This is a genomic window from Nocardia bhagyanarayanae (assembly GCF_006716565.1).
Classification (GTDB): Bacteria; Actinomycetota; Actinomycetes; order Mycobacteriales; family Mycobacteriaceae; genus Nocardia; species Nocardia bhagyanarayanae.
Map to the genome: position 1 here is coordinate 4,686,873 of NZ_VFPG01000001.1, position 17,111 is coordinate 4,703,983.

Here is a 17,111-nt window from a genome sequence, read left to right on the forward strand (position 1 = left end):
GTCCGGAACCACTCGGTCGTGCACGCACCGCACGAAGCTCGACCGCAACCGAGCCCGTGCCGATGATCCGTCACTGTAGCTGTCCGATTGCTGACCCGTCAGCGTAGCTGGCGGATTGCTGGATTTTCGGCGCGCCACGCCGTGCCGACCGATCGCCCGGGTGGTGGCGCACTACCGGCGCGATCACAACAATCCGAAAATGGCAATCACGCGACGCTATCGAGATCGACTCGGTTGCCTACCGGTCGTGCCCGATTTGCCACGTTGGGGTAGAGAGCCGCTTCAGAATGATCGAAAACACTCTCAGGTCAGCTCGGACCTCGTGTCGCCCATGCGCGTCCCCTCGCCCCGCGGGCGGCACGTCCCAACTACCGGGTGAGGGAAAGGCAGGTCTGATTCATGAAGTCCCAGAGACGACTTCGCCCCGTGGCGCGGATCGCGCTGCTGATCGGCGCGGCGGTCACCGGACTCGCCGTCGCGGCCCCGGCGCAGGGTGAACCGCTGTGGCCCGGTGGACCCGACATCCCGGGCGTGCCCCCGTTGGTCCTGCCCCCGCTGGCTCCGCCCGCGCCGGTGGTGGCGCCGTGCACCGCCGAGGCGGCGCGCGGGTGCATGCGCCTGTCGACGAACGAGGCGTGGCTGATGGACAACGGCAGGGTCGTCTACGGCCCGACCCCGATTTCGCACGGCAGGCCCGGCTTCCGGACCCGGGTGGGCGTCTTCGACGTGGATTTCAAGCGCGAGGACCACTGGAGCACCATGCACCACGTCTGGATGAAGTACGCGGTCTTCTTCGACGGCGACATCGCCACTCACATCGGCCCGATCGAGGAGGAGTCGCACGGGTGCATCCGCATGACACCCGACGGTGCGCGCGAATTCTTCGATTACCTCTCGCCCGGTGACATCATCGAAGTCGTGCCGTAACGACGCCTCCGCTCCTCATGTCTGCTGACACCTCGCGGGTTCGGGTGGACAGTGAGCTCACATGCCGAATACACCTCGGTGTCCCAGGCGACGACCGCAGGCGGTCAGTGCCAGCACACCGTGCCCCTGTGTACGAGTGTTCGCGCCGATCCGTGACGGATCGACCGAGGTCCGTCCGGCGACGAGCAGCGGTGTCGCCATGTCGGAAAGCCCATCCTGCTGCCGGAAGTCCTCGCGGTCCTCGATTTTCGTCGAATCGAAAAGCACTCCGGCTTCCGCGGCATGTCTCGAGCCGACCCGAATCGGGTCGACATGCTCGTCGAAGTCCCGGTAGTAGTAGCGCAGGATCTCGCCGTGGGCTGCCAGGCACCAGCCCCACCAGTCGTCGCAGCCGCTTTCGTGGTTCTGGCCGTACCAGTGCGCCTGGCCGAACCGCTCACTCAGCGCCGCGCAGCGGGCCCGCCGTTCCTGGTGTTCGCGTCCATCCGGGGTGTAGTCGGCATCGAGGTCGAGCATCCGGCTCATCTCGTAATCGTGACGATCGAGCTCCCTCTCGATCACGGGTGTGCCGAATACCAGAGTCCAACCGTCGAGCACCGGGCTCACATACATCCGGGCGCAATCGGCGTGCTCGCCATACGCGGTGCGGCTGTGTCTCGAGTCGTGTTCCCGCCAGGTGTCGGTACCCATCGACCAGGTAACCGCGACCGGATCGGACAGGCCGAAGGCCTCCAGCACTGCGGCTCGGTCGGCGGTTCGGATGGCATACCATCCATCTTGTGGGACAAAGGGTTCGGCAACCTCTGCCGCGATCTTGGACCGCATCCACCGGGCCAGCACCTTCAGGTCGCGTGGTTCCGTTGTGTCCCAACCGATCTGGTTCAGCGCCGCCAGTGCATACCGCCGCTCGGGCATCCGGGAGCCTCGCACCCGGCGCAGCAACGGCACCGCGGAACGTCCCAGGCGACCGAACGCGCTGATCGCCTCCGCACGCACCCGCTGCACCGGATCCGCCAGCAGCGGCACCAGCAAGGGCGCGTACTCACGACGGCGGCGGTAGCCGAGCACGAATGCGCTGCCCGCCCGATCCTCCGGATCCTCACTGCAAATCTCGAGTGCGTACTTCGTGGCATCCGGCGTTACCGGGATATCCAGTACCTGACAACACAATTCGACGGCATCCGGCGTCTCCGCGATCGCGAGTTGCTCGGTCACCGCGCGGTAGGCGACCGGCCCGAACCGCCGCAATACCGCGATACCGCCCACCCGGTCGACTCGCGGATCCGGATCCAGCAGCTCCCACAGAAGCAGCTCGATCAGATCGTCACCCGCGGCCACTATCGCTTCTACCGCCTCCGCGCGGAAAGCGGGATCGGCGAGCCCAGCTACCGCGGTTCGTAGCTCCATGCCTCCGTTCCTACCATCCGCCACAACCGAATCCGGCAATACGCAGCCGATCGTGGCCAGCGATCGAACCGTCAGCTGAGGCTGCGGCAACCAGTGCCTGCCGCAACGGCCGTACGGCGGCGGGATCGGTCAGCTCTTGGCGGGGTCGTGTCCCCAGTTCAGTCGTCGCGGGGACGCAGGGCGTCGGGTTTGTGCACCGCGTCGCGGTCGGACTTCTCGCTGCGCACCCGGTACTGCGGATCCTGTTCGGAGGCCCGGACCGTGCGTCCCGCCGCCTCGGTGTCGGAGGTGATCTTCTCCTCCACCGTGCCCTTGGCTGTGCTGCCGTGGCTATCCCATTCGACCTTGTCGCCCTTACGGCATCTGCGCTTGGTCATCGGTTCGCCTTTCGCTCGATCGCGTGCGCCGGCGCGCCGAGTCGGTTTTCCTCGCGGTGAGTGTTGGGTCAGCTCGTGGGTGGGATCAGCACCGCGTCGATCAGATATACCGTCGCGTTCGCGGTCTCAACGCCGCCGCACAGCACATCGGCGTCGGCGACCCGGATCTCGTCGCCGGATCGTGTCACGGTGACTTCGGAGCCCTGCACCGTCTTATGGGTTCCCGCGACCTGGTCCGCGGCGAGCCGACCGGGCACCGCGTGGTAAGTCAGCACGGTCGTGAGCGCCTGAGCGTCGGTCTTCAGCGATTCTATCGTCGCCGGATCGACCGCGGCGAACGCTTCGTCGACGGGGGCGAAGATCGTGAACTCGCCGGAGTCGAGGGTGCCGACCAGGTTGACCTGCGGGTTCAACTGGCCGGATACCGCGGCCGTCAGCGTGGTCAGCAAGGGACTGTTCGACGCCGCGACGGCCGCCGGTTCTTGCGCCATGCTCTCGATGGAACCGGGTCCCGTTGGGACCTGCTCGGCGTACGCCGCGCAACCCGGCCCGACCAACCCGGCGGCCGGGTCACCGCTCGGCGGGGTTGTGCCCTGCGCTGTTGCCGTCGGCTGCGCCGGCGCGGTGGTCTGCTCTGTGGTCGGCGCGGAGTCCGTGTCGTCATCCGTGCAGGCCGCGGCGGACGCGACCGAGAAAGTCAGCAGGACTGTCGCCAGTACGGCTTTCGTGTTGTTCATGTCGTTCACCACTCGTGTCGGGCGGCTGGTCGCCGCAAGTGCCGTCGAATCGTTCCCCTCGCGTCTTTCGCTTTCCGTTCAGGCCAACAGTACCACTAAACGATGCATTAACGATGCATAATTGTGGAGACGGTTCCTGTCAGCGAGGAGGGCTCGTGGCTCCCAACGATGCGACGCCCGGATCCGACCCGGAGGCGGCTTCGCCGCCGACCGGTCGCGGCGCGCGGTCCACAGCCCGAACACCAGGCGGACGAGGCGAGCTCCGGCCCGCGGACCTCCCTCCCGACGTGCACGGGTACTCGGTGCGCGCGGTAGCCGACCGCCTGGGCATCCCGACCGCGACGCTGCGCAGCTGGAACCGCCGCTACGACATCGGGCCCAGCCGCGAACCCGGAAAACATCGCCGCTACGGCGAATCCGATATCGCGGCACTGCGGCGGATGCTCGCGCTGATCCGCGCGGGCGCGAGTCCGGCCGGTGCCGCGGCGGTGGTGACCGAGCGGCGGCGAACCACCGCCACCCGCGGGGATTGGGAGTCGCTGCTGACCGCCGCCTTCGCGCTCGATGCCGAGGCCTTGCCGGCGCTGCTCGACGAGCATCTGATCGCCTACGGTGTCGTCGACACCTGGAACATGTTGTGCCGCCCCGCCTTCGCGGCGATCGTCGCACGGCAGCTCGCGGGCGAGGCCTGCGTCGACGTCGAGCACTTGCTGTCGTGGTCGACCACCGCGATCCTGCACAGCTACGTCCCACCGACCACCCCCACGAAGGCGCAGGCCGCGGTACTCGCATGTACGGGCGGCGAGACCCACGTACTCCCGCTGGAGATCCTGCGCGCCGCGCTTGCCGAGCGCGGCCTGCGCGCCTGGATGCTCGGCGCCGATGTGCCCACCGCCGCCCTCGCCGATGCCCTCGCCCGGACCGATCGCCGCCCCGACGCCGTGCTCTGGTCGCAGCACGAGTCCACGGCGCTGATGTCGGCGGTACGGGCCTGCGCGGCGGCGGGCGCCCGAGTGTTCGTCGGCGGACCGGGTTGGGACTCGGTCGTCCTTCCGGCGCACGCGACTCCGGTGACCACGCTGGCGGACGCGGTCGATCGGATAGCCGGTCCGCGAAACGGGGTATAGCGTTACGCCGCTTCGGCTTTCGCCGTGATGTTGCGGGCCATGCCGCCGAACACGACGGCGTGGAAGGGCGCTATCGAGTGCCAGTACGCATGCCCGGCCAGTCCCCGCGGTTCGAACACCGCGCACTGCCGGTAGCGCGCGCCACCGCCGGGTGTGGGCGTGACGGACAGTTCGAGCCACGCTCGTCCGGGAAGAAGCATCTCTGCCCGCAGCCGAAGCAGCCGAGGGCGTTCCAGTGTTTCCACGCGCCACCAATCCAGCGCCTCACCCTGGTGAAGTTTGTGTGGATCCCGTCGCCCTCGACGGAGACCGACACCGCCCGCGATCCGATCCAGCCATCCGCGAAGCGCCCACGCCAGGGGGAACGAATACCAGCCGTGTTCCCCGCCGACCGACTCGACCACCGACCACAGGACCTCGGGATCCGCGGAAGTCGAGAGTTCGCGGACATCGCGATACAGCGAGCCGCCCGACCAGTCGGGGTCCGACGGCAGGGGATCCGACGGCGTCCGAGGGGGACTGGCGTCCGACCATCGGGTAGGAACGTCGAGATCTCGAATTCTGGTGAGCGCCAATGAGATCGCCTCGCGGAAGGGTATCGGCCCCGTCGGCGGGTCCGGGATGAGCCGCGCTATCGAGTGGTCGGCGCATGCGACGTCGTTGATCAGCGATTCCATCAGTGGAACGGCGATCGCGCGCGGCACCGGTGTCACCAGGTTGACCCACTGGCTCGACAGCCAGGGAGTGAGCAACGGTACCGGAATGACGACGCGGCGAGGCAGCCGCGCGACCTCGGCATAGGTTCGCATCATTTGTTCGTAGGTGACGATGTCCGGGCCTCCGATGTCGAAGGCGCCGGTCTGGTCCGGCGTCAGCCCCGCACCCCGCACCAGGTAGTAGAGGACGTCGCGGACAGCGATCGGTTGAACCCTGTTCCGCACCCACCGGGGAGTGACCATGACAGGCAGCCGCTCGGTGAGGTAGCGAAGGATTTCGAAGCTCGCGGAGCCGGACCCGATGACTACACCGGCCCGCAGCACCAGCGTGGGGACGGGCGAGGCCAGGAAGATCTCGCCGACTTCCGCTCGTGATGCGAGGTGGCGCGAAAGTCGTTGTCCCGTGGGGGTGATGCCGCCGAGGTAGATGATGCGACCGACCCGCGCCGCCGCGGCAGCGGTCGCGACCCGAGTGGCCGCCGCGCGGTCGATCTCGCCGAAATCCGCCCGGTCGAGCGAGTGGACGAGATAGTAGAGGACCTGCTGGCCGGCGACGCACCGGCGAACGTCCTCATCGCTGAGGACATCGCCGCGCAGGATCTCGACCCGATCGCGCCAGGGCGCGTCGGCGAGCTTCCCCGGGCTGCGCGCGACCACCCGGACGGAATGACCGGCGCGCAGAAGCTCGGGAACCAGACGGCCGCCGATGTATCCGGTCGCGCCGAATATCACGCATCGCATATCCGCACCTCGCGTCTCCCGGAGTGCACCGCTTCGCGTCGAGTACCCGGCTGCCGACAACCGAAGCTGCATCGAAACTGCATCGTTCAGCGTACGCCTGAGGACACCGCACCGGAAGATCGGCGGACTCCTTCACCGGCTGGCACCGATGCCGGCTTGCCGGAACGGCGTGGAGCGGTCTACTGCGGACGCAGGACCAGCACGGTGATCTCGCTCGGTGCGAAGACACGCAGTTGCGGGCCCCAGAAGCCGGTTCCGCGGCTGGTGTAGAGCTGGGTGTCGCCGTGGCGGCTCAGTCCCGCGACGACGGGCTGGTCGAGCCGGACGAGATAGTGGAAGGGCCAGATCTGGCCACCGTGGGTGTGGCCGGAGATCTGGAGTGCGACACCGGCGGCGACGGCGTCGGTGATCTGCTTGGGTTGGTGGGCGAGCAGCACAACCGGAGTGTCGGGATCCGCACCGGCGAGCGCGGTGGGAAGGTCCGGGCCGTGACCGGTCAAGCCGACGCCCGTCGGGTCGTCGATACCGGCGATCACCAGGCGATCGTCGCCGCGGCGCAGCGTCACGTGCTGGTTGCGCAGTGGTTGCCAGCCGAGCGAACTCATGTGGTCGATCCAGCCGGGCGCGTCGCCGAAGTACTCGTGGTTGCCCGTGATGTAGAACCGGCCGAGCTCGGCCTCGACCTTGCCGAGCGGATCGACTTGCGCGTGCCGCTTCGCCACCGAGCCGTCCGCGAGATCTCCCGCGTGGCAAGCGATATCGGGACGTTGCGCGTTGACCACGTCGACAACGCGCTCCGACCAGCGCAATCGGTCGAGCGCGGCGAAGTGGGTGTCGGTGACGACCACCAGACGCAAGCCGTCCAGCGCCGGACCGAGTCCTGGAATGGATACCTCCACGGTGCGAACCCGCGGCACCCGCCGCGCTTCGACCACGCCCCACACCACGAGCGCGGCGGAGGCGGCGAACACGCCCGCGGCGACGATCCGAGAGCGCGCCGGATCATCAACGCCGGCCACGGCGAGACCGAGGCGCGCGAGGTTGCCGAGCACCGACCAGCTGAACACCACCCACATCACACCGAGCAGCGTGTCGCCGACGATCGAGGCGGCATCCGACTGCGCGGGGCCGTGGCCGAGATACATCGCTGCGGGCAGGCAGCAGAACGTCAGCGCGAACAGCGCCGAGCCGAGCCAGAACAGCGAGCCGGTTCCCTGGGTCGGCGCCGCCACCAACGTCCACCACGGCAGCGCGATCAGCAGGGCCGGAACAGCCAGGAACAGGACCAAGCGTGGTACATACTTCAAGAGGGTTCGTCCTCGCGCGCGGATGAAGCGCGCGGTCCCTCACCCGGCGCCATGAACACTTCCGACGATAGCAGCGGTCGTCACACGCCGAGGCGCTCGGCGGCGACGGCGAGATCTTTGTCACCGCGACCCGACAGGCACAGCACGACGACGGAATCCTCGAGAATCTCGCCGCGGTCGGCCATTTCGAGCAGATGCCCGACGGCGTGGGCCGACTCGAGCGCGGCGAGGATGCCTTCGGTGTGACTGAGCGCCCGCATCCCGCGCAGTGCGGCGGCGTCGGTGGCCGCGCGATAGCTCACGCGGCCATTGTCTTTCAGATGGCTGAGTTCGGGGCCGACGCCCGGATAGTCGAGTCCGGCCGCGATGCTGTGGGTCCGCGCGATCTGGCCGTCCTCGTCCTGCAGCAGATAACTGTAGGAGCCGTCGATCTCACCAGGGCTGCCCATACTCAGCGTCGCCGCGTGCGCGCCGGTGTCGACGCCGAGCCCGGCCGCCTCGACGCCGATCAGCCGCACGTGGGGATCGTCGGTGAACGGGTAGAAGACGCCGATGGCGTTGCTGCCGCCGCCCACGCAGGCGAGCACGTAGTCGGGCAGCCTGCCTTCGACGCGCGTGATCTGGTCCCGGGTCTCGGCGCCGATCACCGTCTGGAAATCCCGCACGATGCGCGGGTACGGCGCGGGGCCGGCCGCGGTGCCGAACAAGTAGTGCGTGGTGTCCAGGTTCGCCACCCAGTCGCGGACCGACTCGCTGATCGCATCCTTGAGCCTGCGCGATCCGCTGTCGACCGGTCGCACCTCGGCGCGGAGCAGATTCATCCGGATCACGTTCGACTCCTGGCGCCGCATATCGTCGGTGCCCATGTAGACCACACAGGTCAGGCCGAGCATCGCGCACACCGTCGCCACGGCCACGCCGTGCTGGCCCGCACCGGTCTCGGCGACGATCCGTCGCTTGCCCATGCGCCGCGCCAGCAGCGCCTGCCCGAGCGCGTTGTTGATCTTGTGAGCTCCGGTGTGGGCCATGTCCTCGCGCTTGAGGTACACCCGCACGCCGGGCACGCCGAGCAACTCGGCGAACCTACGCACCTGATGCAGCAGCGTCGGCCGGCCGACACGGTCGCGCAACAGTTCCCGGTACTCCGCCTCGAAACTCGAATCGGCTTGCGCCAGAACGTAGGCCGCCTCCAGATCCAGCAGCGCGGCCATCAATCCCTCGGGCACGAATCGGCCGCCGAATACGCCGAATCGTCCACGGTCGTCCGGAAATATCTCGTGCCGGACACCGCTCGCCGCCACGTCGTGATCAATCCTCATCAGCACCAACGCTTTCACCGCCACAGATCCGACGGCTCAGTCTGTTCCGCTCGCACTAGCGCAATCCCACAGACCGGCAACAAACGAGTTAACAGACTTGATCTTTCGGATGGCTCGCCTCGGCGCTGCTCGTCGTCGTCCGTGAGTGCGCCGGGACATCGGTTGAGGTGGAGCACACCGGGGTCGAAGGCTCGGCCGGACCGGGGAGGGACTCTCGACCGACCGAACCGGCGGTCGCCGAGGCCGAGCCCCTCGGCGACCGCCGGTGCATGCCGGGGCTAGGCCGCGGTGGCCGAGACGAGCCGACGCTCCGCCGGGGTCGGCCAGCGGCGGTGGTCGGCGTCGATGACGTACGCGTGGGTGTGCCGGTAGAAGCGGTCGTCCACGCGTACCGCATCGGCCAGCCGGTCCGGGTCGATGGTGCCGACTTCGTGCAGGTGGGTCAGCTCCTCCGGGTCGTGGCGCGGCCACATGCGCAGCGCCACGGTGATTCCCGCACCGGCGAGCACGGCCAAGGTGATCCAGGTGGCGGTGAAACCGGCGGCGGTCGTCAGCCATCCGGCGATCGGGTAGGTGATCAACCAGGCGAGGTGCGACAGCGAGAACTGAGCGGCGAACAGCGCGGGCCGATCGGCAGGCCGCGACGAACGCCGCAGCACCTGTCCGGTCGGGGTGAGCACCGCCGCGGTGCCCGCGCCCACGGTGGCCCACACCGCGATCGCGGCTTCCCAGCGCCAGTCACCGGTGTTCGCCAGCGACAGGGTGATGGCCGCGGCGAGTCCGGCGAACAGTGTGGCCGCGCCCGCCAGCATGACCGGCCGCGCGCCGACGCGATCGAGAACGCGGGGGAGCGACAGCGCGACGAGCATGGTGCCGAACCCGTTGGCCGCCAGCAACAGTGCCACTCCGGACTGGGTGCCGCCGAGGGTGTCGCGGACGTAGTTGACCGTGTTGACCATGATCACCGATCCAGCGGCGGCGACCACGAGGTTCAGCCCGAGCAGCCCGCGCAGCCGCGGTGTCGCGGCGAAGATCCGCATGCCCAGCGTGATGCGTTCCCGGAACGAGCCTCCGGTGGCCGCGGTCGCGTTCGGGATACGGGTAGTGATCACCAGGACGGCCGAGACCGCGAATCCGACGGCGGTGCCGACGAAAAGCCAGTGGAAGCTGATCACGGCCAGTGCGGCCGCGGCCAGCATCGGGCTGAGCAGGGTTTCCATGGTTGCGGCCAGCTGGGCGGCCGACAGCGCTCTGGTGTATTCGCGTTCGTCGGGCAGGATGTCGGGGATGACCGCCTGATAGGTCGGCGTGAACGCGGCCGAGGCGGTTTGCAGCAGGGCGATCAGCGCGTAGATCTGCCAGATCTGGTCGATGAAGGGCAGTGCGAGCACGACGGCGGCGCGAACGACGTTGAGCCCGACCAGGAACGACCGCCGGGGGAATCGGTCGGCGTAGGCGGCCACGAGGGGCGCGACCGTCACGTAGACCACCATCTTGATCGTCAGCGCGGTGCCGAGGACGGCGGCGGCGTCGCCCGCCGCGAGTTCGTAGGCGAGCAGTCCGAGAGCGACCGTGGTCAGTCCGGTGCCGAACAGAGCCGACACCTGAGCGGTGAACAGCCGCAGATAGTCGTGGTTGCCGAACAGCGAGGTGCTGGTAAAGCGCATCGGAAACACTTCCTGGTAGTCGATTTCGGGGTGGATCACGGCTTCTTCGACAGCGGCACTCACACACGCCGGTCTCCTCTTGAGGGGATGAGCGGGCGAGACTCGATCCCGCTCACCGGCTTTCGATGCTCAGTGGTCGGTGGTGGGCAGGGTGAAGGCGGCGGTTCGTACGACATCGCCGTGCTGGAAATCCAGGAAGAGCCGGTAGGTTCCGGGGCCGGGCACGACGGTGTGGAAGGTGATGTCCGGTCCGGGCGCGGTCACCCCGTCGCCGGGCTCGCCGTTGGGGTGGACGTGAACGTAGGCCAGATCTCCCGCTCGCAAGATCACCAGGTGTCCGTACGCGGCCAGATACGGCTGCAGGTCGGTGACCGGCCGTCCGTCCTTGCGCACGGTCAGGGTGAGCAGTCGTCCCGCGCCGGGCACCAGATCGCCGTCGAGGGTCACCTCGTATCCGTCCACGATCGCGGTGCGTGCGGCGGGTGGTGTCGGCCGCGGTTCGTACGCGCCCGCCACGGCGAGATCCGCGCCGAGGGTGATGGTCTTGCCCAGGGCCCGCGGGGCGATGTCGGTGAAGACGCGGTATGCCCCCGCTTCCGGAAGATTCAGCGTCACAGTCCAGGTGCCGTCGGCGGTGAGTTCGGGATGCACATGCCAGAAGCCCGTCAGCTCACGCCGCGCCACGATCAGATGCAGCTCGCGATCGTGGATGGCGTCGTAGCGGGTGACGGGCTCGCCGTCGGGGCCGAGGATGCGGAACCGCAAGTCGATCTCGCCCGCCCCGACGATCGGCTCCGCGATCGCCAATGTGTAACCGTCCTGGGTGATTTGGAGCCCGCCGGGCAACTCGGCCGCGGCGTTGTGGTTCCCGTGTGCCGCGTGGTCACCGTGACCGGCATGCGCGGCGCGAGCCCCGTGGTGGGCGTGCTCTCCGTGCCCCGTGTGCGCCCCGTGCGCCCCGCCGTGCGTGGTGTGAGTCTGCGTCGTCATCGTTTCGTCCTTTCGATCTTGTTGCTCCGATATGGAACAAGGTAATACCCCCTGGGGGTATGTGCAAGTGGTGTGACCGATCCCGCATTCGGTGGCATTCCGCACCGGCCGGAAGCCGTAGAAATGCATGCGGATGCGCTCCCCGTATCCCCCTTGTCGGGGCAATTTTGAAAGCCTAGACTTACGAAAGTGGCTACTTTCAGAGATGTCGATTTGGCGATCCTGGGCGATCCCACGCGCAAGGCGATTTTCGAGCGTTTGGCGCGGCGGCCGTCGTCGGTGGGGGAGCTGGCCGAATCGCTGCCGATCACCCGGCAGGCGGTGTCGCAGCATCTGCGGGTGCTCAAGGAAGGCGGTCTGGTGGTGGCCACACCCGAGGGCACGCGGCGGATCTACCGGATCGATCCGGAGGGCTTGGCCGCGATTCAAGCGTATTTCCAGCAGATCTGGGATGACGCGTTGACCGCTTTTCAGAAGGCCGCCGACGCGGCGGCCAACGATCCCGAACAGGAGAATCGACCATGAGCATCACTCCGGACCTTCCTGTCCTGCAGGGCAAGGCCACCGTCGCGCTGCCGCTGGAGCGGGCGTTCGCGTTCTTCACCGAGTCGTTCGGCAGTTGGTGGCCTGCCGCCTACCACATCGGTACGGCCGAGATGGCGGATGCGATTCTCGAACCTCGCGAGGGCGGGCGCTGGTTCGAACGCGGCGTCGACGGCAGCGAATGCGACTGGGGGCGCGTGCTGACGTGCGAGCCACCGCATCGGCTGGTGCTGACCTGGCAGATCAACGGGCACTGGCAGTTCGACCCGGACCCGGACCGCGCCAGCGAGATCGAGATCCGGTTCACCGCCGACGGACCCGAGCAGACCACCGTCACCCTCGAACACCGCCATCTCGACCGCCTGGTCGACGGCAAGGCCATCGCGGACACCATCGTGGAGCGCGGCGGTGGCTGGAGCACGCTGCTGGAGCTGTTCGCCAAGACCGCCGAAGCGCAGAGCTGAACGAGGCCGTCGGTTCGGCGCCGGGCTATGTGGGGCGAATGAGGGTGACCCGCCACAACCGGCGTGGCAGGTCACCTTCCTCGAAGGCGTCGATGTCGGTCAGGGTCCAGCCGTCGGCGAGGTCGTCGATCATGGCTCGGTCGAAGAAGTGGACGGCGAACCCGCCGTGTTCGTAGATGCTGTCGCCGCGGGCGGTGCCGGCGCCGTAGTGCGCGTCGCCGGTGTGGCGAACCGTGTAGACGAAGGTTCCGCCGGGACGCAGAACGCGCCGCACCTCGGCGACGAGAGCGCGAATTTCCTTGGTGGACAGAGCCATACACAACAGCATGTGCGCGAAGGCCCCGTCCGCCGAGCCGTCGGGCAGCGGAAGTGGATCACGTGCGTCGTGAACGATGGTCGTGATTCGACCGGAGATGTTCTGCTCGCGTGCCCTGTGCCGGAGCTGATCCAAGCCGACGGAGCTGAAGTCGGTCGCCACGACGGAAAACCCTTCGCGCGCGAAGTGCAGGGTGTCGCGGCCGTGTCCGGCGCCGAGTTCGAGCACGTCCGCGACACCGACCGTTCGAAACAGCCGGGCGGCGTGCACGGCGGGCGCCGAGGGTTGGTCGCCGTACATGCCGGGATGCGCGGCGTAGGTGGACTGCCAATGCTCGAACTGCGCATCGGCCAGTTCCCGATCACGGCTCGCCATGACGGCGTATCCCTTTCCTGCGAATCTGCTCAGGTCACGACACTACGTAGGTAGGTCACACGGTTCGTCCTCGCCCGGTGAACGCCGCGATCGGTACGACCGCCACCGCAAGCACGCCACCGGCGAGAGCGAGGACCGGATAGCTGGTCGCCGCGACCATCAGCCCGGACCCCATCCCGCCGGTGGCTCCGGCGACGGCGATCGAGACATCCACCGCCCCTTGCGTTTTGGCGCGGGTGGCCAGCGGAACGGTGTCGGTGATGATGGCCGTGCCCGCCACCAGCCCGAGATTCCAGCCCAACCCCAGCAGTGCCAGCGCGAGCGCGAGCAACACCATGGAGTCGCCGGGCGCCGCGGCCGCGAGGACTCCCGCGGCGAGCAGCGTCACCCCCGACGCGGCGGCGACGGGCAGGCGGCCGTAGCGGTCGACGAGCCAGCCGGTCAGAGGCGAGGGCAGGTACATGGCGCCGACGTGGATGGCGATCACCAGTCCCGCGGCGGCGGTGCTGTGGCCGTGGTCGAGCATGTGGACTGGAGTCATGGTCATGATCGCCACCATGACCAGCTGCGTCAGCGCCATCACCAAACCGCCCGCGGCGATGCCCTTGCCGGAGTCGTCGACGGGCGAGGGCGCTGTGGTGGTCCGAGTGGTGGCTGCCTCCGTCGCGCCCAGCTCGCGCGCCAGCAGCAGTGGATCGGGCCGCAGCGACATCGCCAGCACGAGCGCGGCCAAAGCGTAGGCCGCCGCGGCGAGCAGGAACGGCCCGGCCAGGTAGGGGATGCCCAAGGTTCGGGCCAATTCGCCGGTGGGGGCGGCCAGATTCGGGCCGATGACCCCGCCGAGAGTGGTCGCGACCAGCACGGTGGACACGGCGCGACCCCGGTGCGAGGCGGTGGCCAGATCGGCTCCGGCGTATCGGGCTTGCAGGTTGGTGGCGGTGCCCGCGCCGTAGACGAACAGCGCGATGAACAACAGCGCCAGGTTGTTCATGACGGACGCGGCGATGACGCCGATGCTGCCGATCGCGCCGGTGAGATACCCGGCGGCCAGGCCGGGACGGCGCCCGCGGGCTTGGGAAAGACGGCCGACGGCGACGGCGGCGAGCGCGGAACCGGCGGTGAACAGCGCGCTGGGCAGTCCGGCCAGGCTGGTGGAGCCCAGCATGTCCTGGGCGAGCAGCGCGCCGACGGTGATCCCGGCGGCCAGTCCCGCGCCGCTGAGGACTTGCGCGGAGACCAGCACGATCAGGATGCGGCGTTGCGCTTGTGCGGTGTCGGGGAGCTGGGTGTCGGAGGTGGTGCCGGTGGCCACGAGAAGGTCTCCCTGGTCAGCCGCTGTCGAGCGGGCGGGGCAAGCGGTGACGAATACAATCGCCATGTTCGATGTTGTTCCAAGGAACAGTGGAATAAGGTATTCCAAAGAGTATTGGAGAAGCAAGCGTGAGCGAGTCGTCCGGTCACAAAGCCGCCTTGTTCGACCAGGTCGCCCGTGTCGGAAAGGCGCTGGGCAACGGCCGCCGGCTGCAAATCCTCGACCTGCTCGCCCAAGGCGAGCGCACGGTCGAGGCGATCGCCACCGCGACCGGCATGAACCTGACCACCGCCTCGGCGAACCTGCAAACACTCAAATCCAGCGGCCTGGTCGAGGCGCGACGCGACGGTACCCGTCAGCACTACCGGCTCGCCGGAACCGACGTCGCTCGCTTGTTCGCGCTCGTGCAGAGCGTGGCCGAAGCGCACCTCGCCGACGTCGCCGTCGCGGCGGCCGCCGCGCTCGGCTCGCCCGAGGACGCGATCACCCGCGACGAACTCATCCGCCGCCGCGACGCCGGGGAGATCGTCCTCGTCGACGTCCGCCCGCACGAGGAATACGACGCCGGGCACATTCCGGGCGCTATCAGCATTCCGCTCGCCGATCTCGCCGCCCGGCTCGCCGAATTGCCCGCCGACCGGGACATCGTCGCCTACTGCCGCGGCGCGTACTGCGTCATGGCGCCCGACGCGATCCGCATCGCGCAGCAGTCCGGGCGGGAGGTCAAACGCCTCGACGAGGGGATGCTGGAATGGGCGCTGGCCGGACTCCCGGTCGAGAAGGTGTAGACGCGGGCCGGCCGACGCGACTAGAACATTCGCATACGCCGGTAGCGGTGATCAGCCCGCGACGTGCACGTGGGTGCGAACGGATTGCGGTGCGTCGATCAGGTCGAGCATGCAGCGGGCCCAATCGGCAGGCGCCCGCCACCGATGCGGTGACGAGGTCGAGGGGCATTCGAGTAGTCGACTACGCAGGGCAAGACCCTGCCGGGGCGGCATGATCGGTGCGGTAAAAGCACAGTTCGGCCGCGCGGTGACTCGACCGATCGACTTCGAGGGAGTGCGCGATGAATCTGAATCGTTTCAGCGTCGCGACGTTCAACATGTTCAATCTGCAGGATCCCGGACGACCGATGAATCCGGGCCAACGTCCTTGGACGGAAGCGGAATTCACGCGGAAGGCGGATTGGATCGCGGGTCAGCTCACCACGCTGGACGTCGACATCGTGGGTCTGCAGGAGGTGTGGAGCAAGACCGCGTTGGAGAAGGTGGTCGCCGCCGGTGGCTTGGAGGCGACCTACGATGTGCTCGCCGACCCCGCCGACGGCTCCCGGATCATCTGCGCGGCGCTGGTCCGTAAAGGCCTGCTGCACGGCGCCCCGCGGTGGATCGCGGACTTCTCCGAGGCGGTCCGACTGGAATCCACCGACGACCGAAACGACCCGCAAGCACCGCAGATCCGGGTCTCCATCGACCGGTTCTCCCGACCGGTACTGCACTTCAGCGTCGAACTGCGTGACGGTCAGCTGACCGAGGTGTTCGTCGTCCACCTCAAATCCAAGCTGCCGACCAGCCTGGCCGGCGAGCAATGGTTCCAGGACGATCCGGATACCTTCAAGCCGCATCAGCTGGCGTTGGGCGCGGGACTTTCGACGATTCGGCGCACCGCCGAGGCGGTGGCGCTGCGCGTCGTGCTGACCGGCGCGATGAAGGGCACCGCGACGCCGGTCATCGTGCTCGGCGACATCAACGACGGCCAGCACAGCAACACCGCCAACATCCTGACCGAACAGCCCCGCTATCTGGTCGGCGACTCGCTCGGCGGCGTGGACAACGGCCTCTACACCGCACAGACGTTGCAGGAGTACCGCGATACCCGCGACGTCTACTACACCCACGTGCACCAAGACATTCGCGAATCCCTCGATCATGTGCTCGTCAGCGAACAGTTCTACGACAACAGCCGCAAACGCGTCTGGCTGTTCGACGGGCTCACCATCAACAACGACCATCTGAATTTCGAGAACCACCGCGAGAGCGGCACCGGTGACCATGGGCTCGTGAAGGTCGGGTTCGCGTTCGAACCGGCACGTCCGTGACGACGGAAAACCGCTACCGATCCTCCGTCCACCGCCGCAATCCGCCCGGCCAACGCAGCATCAGCACACCGATGGCGGCGACGACGATGCCGCGCGGCGCCTCGTAGAGGAATCCGGTCAGGCCTTGGGTGGGCGGAACCGGCAGGAAGAAGCCGGCACCGGCGACCAGGGTGAGTACCGCGATCCAGCGGGGCACCGTGTTGTTGCGCAGCATGCTCCCGCCCATCAGGCCCAGCCCGGCGAGCAGGACGACAGCGCCGATGATGTTGAACAATTCGAACGCCGTCGTGTCGATCATGTTGTCGTTGCCTGCGATCAGGTGCGCGGTGCCGGAATCGGACGCGAACGGGTAGGCGACGAACAGTTCGACGGTGAGATGACCGGCCGCGGTGACGATGTTGGCGAGCAGGTAGCAGATCAGGCCGACGAATCCGGCGGTGCCGAGTCTCGGCCGCATCCACGCGTACATCCCGGGCAGGCCGAGGATCAGCAGGACCGTCCCGATGCCGAGCAGGATCTGCGCGAGCGGCGAGCCGGGGCTGGTGAGCGCCTCGACCGAATGGCTTTTGCCCGCGACGATCGGATGCAGCGTGCCGCCCGCGATGCACAGGGAGCCCGCGATGGCCAGTGCGGCGCCGCACATCCGCAGTACAGTCTCGCGAGAGGGGCCGATGGTCCGAGGGTC

The 17,111-nt window shown here is 68.1% G+C and carries 17 protein-coding genes; 6 read left to right on the plus strand and 11 right to left on the minus strand.

Annotated elements, in window-relative coordinates:
* Positions 1-399 precede the first annotated feature (399 nt).
* On the plus strand, positions 400-927 hold the full coding sequence (locus FB390_RS20280; protein WP_141810350.1) for a L,D-transpeptidase: 528 nt from the start codon (positions 400-402) through the stop codon (positions 925-927).
* Positions 928-984: 57 nt separating this feature from the next.
* Here the strand turns inward: FB390_RS20280 and FB390_RS20285 are convergent, their stop codons facing one another.
* The 3 genes from FB390_RS20285 to FB390_RS20295 form a co-directional block, all read right to left on the minus strand.
* Complete coding sequence (locus FB390_RS20285) at positions 985-2,334, minus strand: HEAT repeat domain-containing protein (protein ID WP_141810351.1); 1,350 nt, start codon at positions 2,332-2,334, stop codon at positions 985-987.
* 158 nt (positions 2,335-2,492) lie between these two features.
* Complete coding sequence (locus FB390_RS20290) at positions 2,493-2,711, minus strand: hypervirulence associated TUDOR domain-containing protein (protein ID WP_141810352.1); 219 nt, start codon at positions 2,709-2,711, stop codon at positions 2,493-2,495.
* Between the two features lie 68 nt (positions 2,712-2,779).
* On the minus strand, positions 2,780-3,448 hold the full coding sequence (locus FB390_RS20295) for a fasciclin domain-containing protein (RefSeq protein ID WP_141810353.1): 669 nt from the start codon (positions 3,446-3,448) through the stop codon (positions 2,780-2,782).
* Positions 3,449-3,603: 155 nt separating this feature from the next.
* Here FB390_RS20295 and FB390_RS20300 point away from each other — a divergent pair, with 155 nt between their 5' ends.
* Positions 3,604-4,575 carry a MerR family transcriptional regulator gene (locus FB390_RS20300; RefSeq protein ID WP_246124117.1) on the plus strand — a complete coding sequence of 324 codons (972 nt, stop codon included), beginning with the start codon at positions 3,604-3,606 and terminating at the stop codon, positions 4,573-4,575.
* A gap of 2 nt (positions 4,576-4,577) precedes the next feature.
* On the opposite strand, the gene FB390_RS20305 is transcribed toward FB390_RS20300, so the two are convergent.
* The 5 genes from FB390_RS20305 to FB390_RS20325 all read right to left on the minus strand — a co-directional run bounded on the left by FB390_RS20305 (position 4,578) and on the right by FB390_RS20325 (position 11,315).
* Complete coding sequence (locus FB390_RS20305; RefSeq protein ID WP_141810355.1) at positions 4,578-6,032, minus strand: SDR family oxidoreductase; 1,455 nt, start codon at positions 6,030-6,032, stop codon at positions 4,578-4,580.
* A gap of 179 nt (positions 6,033-6,211) precedes the next feature.
* A complete protein-coding gene (locus tag FB390_RS20310; protein WP_141810356.1) occupies positions 6,212-7,339 on the minus strand; it encodes a metallophosphoesterase in 1,128 nt (375 codons plus the stop codon).
* Positions 7,340-7,419: 80 nt separating this feature from the next.
* Positions 7,420-8,658 (minus strand): tryptophan synthase subunit beta, encoded by a 1,239-nt coding sequence (gene trpB, locus FB390_RS20315; protein WP_141810357.1) that lies wholly within the window; start codon positions 8,656-8,658, stop codon positions 7,420-7,422.
* A gap of 278 nt (positions 8,659-8,936) precedes the next feature.
* Complete coding sequence (locus FB390_RS20320; protein WP_141811915.1) at positions 8,937-10,325, minus strand: MFS transporter; 1,389 nt, start codon at positions 10,323-10,325, stop codon at positions 8,937-8,939.
* A gap of 129 nt (positions 10,326-10,454) precedes the next feature.
* A complete protein-coding gene (locus FB390_RS20325) occupies positions 10,455-11,315 on the minus strand; it encodes a hypothetical protein (RefSeq protein WP_246124118.1) in 861 nt (286 codons plus the stop codon).
* A 189-nt stretch (positions 11,316-11,504) separates the two neighbouring features.
* On the opposite strand from FB390_RS20325, the gene FB390_RS20330 reads away from it, so the two are divergent.
* Both FB390_RS20330 and FB390_RS20335 read left to right on the plus strand, forming a co-directional pair.
* Complete coding sequence (locus tag FB390_RS20330; protein WP_141810358.1) at positions 11,505-11,840, plus strand: ArsR/SmtB family transcription factor; 336 nt, start codon at positions 11,505-11,507, stop codon at positions 11,838-11,840.
* Complete coding sequence (locus FB390_RS20335) at positions 11,837-12,322, plus strand: SRPBCC family protein (RefSeq protein WP_141810359.1); 486 nt, start codon at positions 11,837-11,839, stop codon at positions 12,320-12,322. The genes FB390_RS20330 and FB390_RS20335 overlap by 4 nt, the downstream gene beginning before the upstream one ends.
* A 25-nt stretch (positions 12,323-12,347) precedes the next feature.
* Here the strand turns inward: FB390_RS20335 and FB390_RS20340 are convergent, their stop codons facing one another.
* Together FB390_RS20340 and FB390_RS20345 are read right to left on the minus strand one after the other, a co-directional pair.
* Positions 12,348-13,013 (minus strand): class I SAM-dependent methyltransferase, encoded by a 666-nt coding sequence (locus FB390_RS20340; protein ID WP_141810360.1) that lies wholly within the window; start codon positions 13,011-13,013, stop codon positions 12,348-12,350.
* A gap of 55 nt (positions 13,014-13,068) precedes the next feature.
* Positions 13,069-14,325, minus strand: a complete 1,257-nt coding sequence (locus FB390_RS20345; protein WP_246124120.1) for an MFS transporter — start codon at positions 14,323-14,325, stop codon at positions 13,069-13,071.
* Positions 14,326-14,453: 128 nt separating this feature from the next.
* On the opposite strand from FB390_RS20345, the gene FB390_RS20350 reads away from it, so the two are divergent.
* Positions 14,454-15,113 carry an ArsR/SmtB family transcription factor gene (locus FB390_RS20350; RefSeq protein WP_141810362.1) on the plus strand — a complete coding sequence of 220 codons (660 nt, stop codon included), beginning with the start codon at positions 14,454-14,456 and terminating at the stop codon, positions 15,111-15,113.
* A 281-nt stretch (positions 15,114-15,394) separates the two neighbouring features.
* Positions 15,395-16,426: an endonuclease/exonuclease/phosphatase family protein gene (locus tag FB390_RS20355; protein WP_141810363.1), complete on the plus strand. Its 1,032-nt coding sequence runs from the start codon at positions 15,395-15,397 to the stop codon at positions 16,424-16,426.
* Positions 16,427-16,439: 13 nt separating this feature from the next.
* Here FB390_RS20355 and FB390_RS20360 read toward each other — a convergent pair whose 3' ends face one another.
* The gene (locus tag FB390_RS20360) at positions 16,440-17,069 is read right to left on the minus strand and encodes a hypothetical protein (RefSeq protein WP_246124121.1); all 630 of its coding nucleotides are present in this window, start codon (positions 17,067-17,069) and stop codon (positions 16,440-16,442) included.
* Positions 17,070-17,111: the final 42 nt, after the last annotated feature.

Bases quoted from the DNA above. Each gene is read 5' to 3' on its own strand.
- FB390_RS20280 (WP_141810350.1), top strand. From the start codon at position 400: ATGAAGTCCCAGAGACGACTTCGCCCCGTGGCGCGGATCGCGCTGCTG.
- FB390_RS20285 (WP_141810351.1), bottom strand. From the start codon at position 2,334: ATGGAGCTACGAACCGCGGTAGCTGGGCTCGCCGATCCCGCTTTCCGC.
- FB390_RS20290 (WP_141810352.1), bottom strand. From the start codon at position 2,711: ATGACCAAGCGCAGATGCCGTAAGGGCGACAAGGTCGAATGGGATAGC.
- FB390_RS20295 (WP_141810353.1), bottom strand. From the start codon at position 3,448: ATGAACAACACGAAAGCCGTACTGGCGACAGTCCTGCTGACTTTCTCG.
- FB390_RS20305 (WP_141810355.1), bottom strand. From the start codon at position 6,032: ATGCGATGCGTGATATTCGGCGCGACCGGATACATCGGCGGCCGTCTG.
- trpB (WP_141810357.1), bottom strand. From the start codon at position 8,658: ATGAGGATTGATCACGACGTGGCGGCGAGCGGTGTCCGGCACGAGATA.
- FB390_RS20320 (WP_141811915.1), bottom strand. From the start codon at position 10,325: ATGCGCTTTACCAGCACCTCGCTGTTCGGCAACCACGACTATCTGCGG.
- FB390_RS20325 (WP_246124118.1), bottom strand. From the start codon at position 11,315: ATGACGACGCAGACTCACACCACGCACGGCGGGGCGCACGGGGCGCAC.
- FB390_RS20335 (WP_141810359.1), top strand. From the start codon at position 11,837: ATGAGCATCACTCCGGACCTTCCTGTCCTGCAGGGCAAGGCCACCGTC.
- FB390_RS20340 (WP_141810360.1), bottom strand. From the start codon at position 13,013: ATGGCGAGCCGTGATCGGGAACTGGCCGATGCGCAGTTCGAGCATTGG.
- FB390_RS20355 (WP_141810363.1), top strand. From the start codon at position 15,395: ATGAATCTGAATCGTTTCAGCGTCGCGACGTTCAACATGTTCAATCTG.
- FB390_RS20360 (WP_246124121.1), bottom strand. From the start codon at position 17,069: ATGTGCGGCGCCGCACTGGCCATCGCGGGCTCCCTGTGCATCGCGGGC.